This is a genomic window from Mycobacterium heidelbergense, assembly GCF_050205645.1.
Classification (GTDB): Bacteria; Actinomycetota; Actinomycetes; order Mycobacteriales; family Mycobacteriaceae; genus Mycobacterium; species Mycobacterium heidelbergense_A.
The window spans coordinates 1-5,230 of the sequence record NZ_JBNMQT010000048.1; the positions used below are offsets into that span (position 1 = coordinate 1).

Annotated in this window: 5 protein-coding genes; all 5 read left to right on the top strand. The window is 67.2% G+C overall.

The window, feature by feature from the left end:
* Positions 1-82 precede the first annotated feature (82 nt).
* Positions 83-367: a WXG100 family type VII secretion target gene (locus ACQI5H_RS24415; RefSeq protein WP_076123891.1), complete on the top strand. Its 285-nt coding sequence runs from the start codon at positions 83-85 to the stop codon at positions 365-367.
* An 82-nt stretch (positions 368-449) separates the two neighbouring features.
* Positions 450-1,370 carry an ESX secretion-associated protein EspG gene (locus ACQI5H_RS24420; RefSeq protein WP_427081866.1) on the top strand — a complete coding sequence of 307 codons (921 nt, stop codon included), beginning with the start codon at positions 450-452 and terminating at the stop codon, positions 1,368-1,370.
* 118 nt (positions 1,371-1,488) lie between these two features.
* The gene (locus ACQI5H_RS24425) at positions 1,489-2,982 is read left to right on the top strand and encodes a hypothetical protein (protein ID WP_427081867.1); all 1,494 of its coding nucleotides are present in this window, start codon (positions 1,489-1,491) and stop codon (positions 2,980-2,982) included.
* Entirely contained in the window at positions 2,979-4,496 is a 1,518-nt protein-coding gene (gene eccD, locus ACQI5H_RS24430) for a type VII secretion integral membrane protein EccD (protein ID WP_427081868.1), read from the top strand. Before ACQI5H_RS24425 ends, eccD begins: the two co-directional genes overlap by 4 nt.
* 14 nt (positions 4,497-4,510) lie before the next feature.
* A partial coding sequence (locus tag ACQI5H_RS24435; RefSeq protein WP_427081869.1) for a S8 family serine peptidase occupies positions 4,511-5,230 on the top strand: 720 nt, incomplete at its 3' end.

Below are 5,230 nucleotides of genomic sequence, written 5' to 3' on the forward strand. Positions count from 1 at the left end.
GCGAACAACTACGAGACCCAAGAGCAGGCCTCGCAGCAGATCCTGAGCCACTAGCCCTTTCATTCGTTAGGAGAACACCACTATGTCAATCAATTACCAGTTCGGCGATGTCGATGCCCACGGCGCGCTGATTCGCGCGCAGGCCGCTTCCTTGGAGGCCGAGCATCAAGCGATCGTTCGCGATGTGCTGGCTGCTGGTGACTTCTGGGGCGGCGCGGGTTCGGTGGCTTGCCAGGAGTTCATCACCCAGTTGGGTCGGAACTTCCAGGTGATTTACGAGCAGGCCAACGCCCACGGCCAAAAGGTGCAGACCGCCGGGTCCAACATGGCCAGCACCGACAGCGCCGTCGGATCTTCGTGGGCCTAGCCCGCACTGTTCCGAGGCAACGACGTGGCGGCACCGGCTGGGGTGCCGCCACGTTTGCGTTAGCACCCAGGGAGCGCGTTCGATGATGACCACCGAAATTCCTACCACGCCGGGCACTGACATCACCGTCAACCTGGAGGGGTTGTGGCTGCTGCAGGCCATGCTGGGCATTTCCCAGCTGGCCCCGGAACTGCGCGGACGTCCCTACGGGCAGCCGCAAACCACCGAATGGCTGATCGCGCACCCGGGTTTGGCGGTGCTGGTCGAGCAAGGCATTGCCGATGAGGGCGCGGTGGTGCGCTCGGATATCGCCGCGCGCATGAAGGTGTTGGCCACCCCTGATGTCGAAGTCATCGTGCTGGTCTCGCGCGGGCCAATGAACGTGGTGACACCGGTGGTGATGGATGATCCCAGCACCTGGCGAGCCATACCGGATGATCAGCTGCGCGTGGTGCTGGCCCGCCGTGATGGCCGCTGGGCCTCAGCGGTGCGCGCCGGGTCCTACATCACCGTCGATGATTGCCGGGGAACCGACCAGGACTGGGTGCAACGGCTCGTGGGTGAGGCGCTGGACTCGGTGCACCGGGTGGATCCGGCACGGATCAGCGCAGTCAACGTACCTCTGGATGACATGCGCAGTGCGGTCAGCACGCACGCCAAGGCCGATTCGGCGGCGGCGAAAGTGGCTGCGCTGCGTGGGGTGGGTCTGCGCGGGGCGGCGCTAGCTGAGTTGGGCGCGGCGTTAGAAGATCCCCAGGCCGAGGCGTTGGTTTATGCGCGCGCCCATGTGGATACCGACACGGTGTGGAGCCAAACGGTGCTCAACTTGCGTGATACCGGCTCGGGGCGGGTGGCCCTGTATCGGCTCAACCCACCACCGGGTAGCCAACAGGAGTGGCTGGCCATCGCCCCGGCCACTGCTGCCCAGCTGCAGCATGCGCTGACGACGGTGTTCGATAGTGTTGGGGTGCGGGCTTGGGCGAGCCACGAACGAATGGGCTAACTAAACGCGTATCACCCCTGCCAGCAAAGTTTCTCGATGAATACCGGGCGGGCGTGGTATAGCGAGAATTCTGGTCCTAGGATCGAACGTAGTAAACGCCAGCCAATGGGGACGAGTAATGACTGACAATTCCGACTTCATGTCGCGTTATCTGCCGCCGGAACCCAGCGAGGCACCTCGCGAGGATCCCGGGCCCGCAGACGAGCGCACCGAAGAGGTGACCGAGGAGGTGTCGGTGGCCCATCTGCGGCTGCCCGAGCCGGAGGCTCCGCAGCCACCGCAGATGCCGGCGGTGAGTCGCTATGAGTTCGCGCCGCCGCCCACGGAGGGCGAGGGCCCACAGACCGCATGGCCCTCGGCGCCGGCTGGCACGTCGGCGGGCCCGGGTGGTGCTGAAGGGGCTCACGCCGCCCCGGCAGCGCCGCCGCCCGGACCGGCCCAGCCGTCGTTCGCCCCGCCGCCGCCGGCGGCGCACCCCAATGCGGTGCCCTGGTCGCGTGCGCCTGGCGTCGAGGGTCCGCCGGCGGCGGGCCCGGTGCCCGGGCATCCGGCCCCGATCCCGCCGCGCCCGCAGTTCGACCAGCGCATCGCGCCGGCGGCGCCGCGCTGGTCCCCGCCGCGTATCGACCCGGCGCAACGGTGGGCGCCGCGGCCGGACCTTCGCACTGCCAGCTCGGCACCGACCCGGCATGTACAGGTCGAAGAAGTCGTGAAGCGTCGCCGTGAACCAGCCGAAATCGGTTGGCGCAAAGCGGTTTACGCATGCACGGGTGGGCTGGTGAATTTGGGTGCGGGCCCGCACGAGCGCAGGCTGCGTGACTGGAAGGCGCGGGTGGCCTCCAACATTCCCGGCAATTATCAGATCGCGGCGATATCGGTCAAAGGTGGCGTCGGCAAAACTCGGGTGACTGCTGGGGTGGGCACCGTGTTCGCCGATGTGCGCAAACAGCAGGTGCTGGCGATCGACGCCGACACCACCTACGGGGGTCTGGGCCGTTTCGTTGATCCTAAGGCGCTGAACTCAATTGGAGATCTTCTTGCCGCCAAGGATGTGGTGGTCGACTATCCCAAGGCTCGTCATTTCACCGGACAAAACAAGCAGGGCTTGGAGGTGTTGCCGGGCAACCAGAATGTGGCCAACCCGATGGAGCTGGACAAAAAGGTGTTCTATGACACCATCGAGTTGACGCGCCGCTTTTACCAATTGGCGCTGGTGGATTGCGGCGCCGAGGTGGAAACCGAGTTCTTCAAGACGGTGCTGTCGAACACCGATGCGTTGATGATCATCGGCTCCTGCAACGCTGAGGGCGGTTTGGCGATCGAGACTACGGTCGAATGGTTGGCTGCCCGCGACGGTCACGAGCTGCTCAAGCGGTCGGTGATTGTGCTCAACGACATTCATGACTGCGCGACTAAGGCGTTTATCTCCCATATCACTGAGACGGTGGGGCCGCGGGTGCGTTCGGTCAAGACGATCCCGTGGGATCCGCATCTGCGTGATGCGGACACGCTGGACTTTTTGGCTCTGCACAAACGGACCCGGTTGGCGTTTTTGGAGCTGGCAGCCGAACTGGCCGAAGGGTTTCCCACTGCGGGGGCGCTGAGCGCGTGACTATTGAGCGGTCGACGGCAACGAGCCCTTCACCGGCCGCGGCGGGCCCGGCTCTGCCCGATCGGGTGTTGGTCGCGGTCATCGCCGGGGTCACCAAGATCGGGGTGGTATTGGACGCTGCGGCGCCGGTGTCGGCGCAATTGGCGGCGTTGGTGGATTTGGTCAACACCCGTCTTGAGGAGCTGGGTCAGCCGGCGTTGACGGCCGGGCCGCGGGGCCGCTGGACGCTGTGCTGGGTCGATGGCAGCCCGCTGAAGCCGGGGTTGTCGTTGGCTTCCCAAGGGGTCAGTGATGGCACCCGGCTGTGGCTGCGATTCGCGGCCGACACCGAGGCCCGTATCAACGTCGTTGAGCATGTCACCTCGGCGGTGGCCGCCGAGCTCACTAAGCGCTGGCCTGCGGTCACCGCGGTGTGGGCGGCGCGGGTCGGGGCGGCGATGGTGGTCGCTGGCGTGGTGGCGGGTACGGCGCTGTTGGGGCGGTGGCGTTATGGGCATCTGGGCTGGGCGTCGGCCGCGTACTGCGGGGGGCTGGCGGTGGTGCTGTTGGCGGCGGCGGTGATCATCTTGGCGCGCCAAGCCAGTGTGCTGGCTCGCGGTGTGGGTGACACGCTGTTATTGAGCGGCTGCCTGCCGGCAGCGGTGGGTGCTGCGGCTGCGGTGCCTGGGCCGATGGGCGCCCCGCACGCGGCACTGGGGTTGGCCAGTGTGCTGGTGGCTGCGGTGCTGGTGGTGCGGTTCACCGGCCGCCATATTGCGTTGGGCACAGCGGTGATCGTCACCGCGGCCGCCGGTGTGGTGGTGGGGTTGGTGCGCATGGTGCTGGTGACCTCGGCGCCGATCCTGTTGACGGTCCTGCTGCTGGTGGCGCTGATCGGGATGCATGTGTCGCCCACTGTGGCGCGCTGGGTGGCCGGGATCCGGCTTCCGGTGTTCCCGTCGGCGTCGGGGCGTTGGATCTTTGAGGCGCGCCCGGATTTGCCGGCTGATCATGCGGTGGCCAGTGGGCAGGTCGCCACGTTCGCTGGGCCCGAGTCGGTGCGTGAGGTGACGGTGGCTACCGACCGGGCGCACGCCTATCTGACTGGGTTGTTGGTCGCCACAACGTTTTTGACGGTGGTGTGTGGTGTGGGGTTGTGCGATCCGCATGCGCCGCGGCGCTGGCTGCCGCTGGTGTTGGCCGGGTTGGTGGCGGTGGCGGTGTTGCTGCGGGGGCGCTCGTTCACTGATCGTTGGCAGGCGACGATTTTGGCGGTGGCCGCGGTGACGCTGGTGATCGGGGTGGCCGGGCGCTACGTGCTGGGGCTGGCGACGATGCCTGCACTGCTGGCGGGGGTGTCGGTGATGATTGTGGTGCCGGTGGCCGGGCTGGTGGCTGGTGTGGTGGTGCCCAACCGCTTCTACACTCCGACGTTCCGCAAAGTCGTCGAGTGGGTCGAATATGTGTGTTTGACCGGCATTTTCCCGTTGGCGTTTTGGCTGATGGGTGTGTTGGCCGCGATCCGGTATCGGTAGCAGGAGTGGGTGTGGTGAGTCGTGCAAAGCTGTGTGCGGCGGCATCGACTGTCGTGGTGGTGGGATTGAGCGGGTTGTGGGTTGCCCCGCCGGCGGCCGCGGTGCAGCCCCCGCAGATTGATGTGGGCGCCATCCCGCCTGATGGGCCGCCGGGCCCGGATCAGCCGATGCGCCAGGGCGCGTTTTGCACGAAGGTGGGTACCTTGCCGGGTACGGATTACCGGGTTCAGCCGCATTACTTGGACATGCTGGATTTGGCTGAGGCGTGGCGGTTTGGCCGGGGTGCGGGGCAGCGGGTGGCGGTGATCGACACGGGCGTGAGCCCGCATCCTCGGTTGCCCGATCTCATCGGCGGCGGGGACTATGTGGTCGGTGGTGGGGATGGCCTGTCCGATTGTGATGCGCACGGCACGATTGTGGCTTCGCTGATTGCGGCCCAGCCCGCGGACGGCAAGACGCCGCTGCCGCCGCCGCGCCAAGGCCGCCATCCCGACACTGTTCCCACGACGGAGGCACCACCTCCTCCGCCGCCACCACAAACGGTGACCCTGCAGGTGCCGCCCCCGCCGCCGCCTCCGCCGCCCGACGGTGCGGGCTGGCGCCCCGGGGGCCACCAGCAGGTGGTGGTGCCCGCCGGGCAGGCCAAACTGGCTCCGCGGGGCCCAGGTCCTGATGATCCGGTGTCGCCGGGTCCGACTGAGCCCCCGACGCCGCCGCCGGGGGCTCAGTCGGAC

What these genes read in the sequence shown, in the direction of transcription:
- ACQI5H_RS24415 (WP_076123891.1), top strand. Translation starts at nt 83, where the DNA reads ATGTCAATCAATTACCAGTTCGGCGATGTCGATGCCCACGGCGCGCTG.
- ACQI5H_RS24420 (WP_427081866.1), top strand. Translation starts at nt 450, where the DNA reads ATGATGACCACCGAAATTCCTACCACGCCGGGCACTGACATCACCGTC.
- ACQI5H_RS24425 (WP_427081867.1), top strand. Translation starts at nt 1,489, where the DNA reads ATGACTGACAATTCCGACTTCATGTCGCGTTATCTGCCGCCGGAACCC.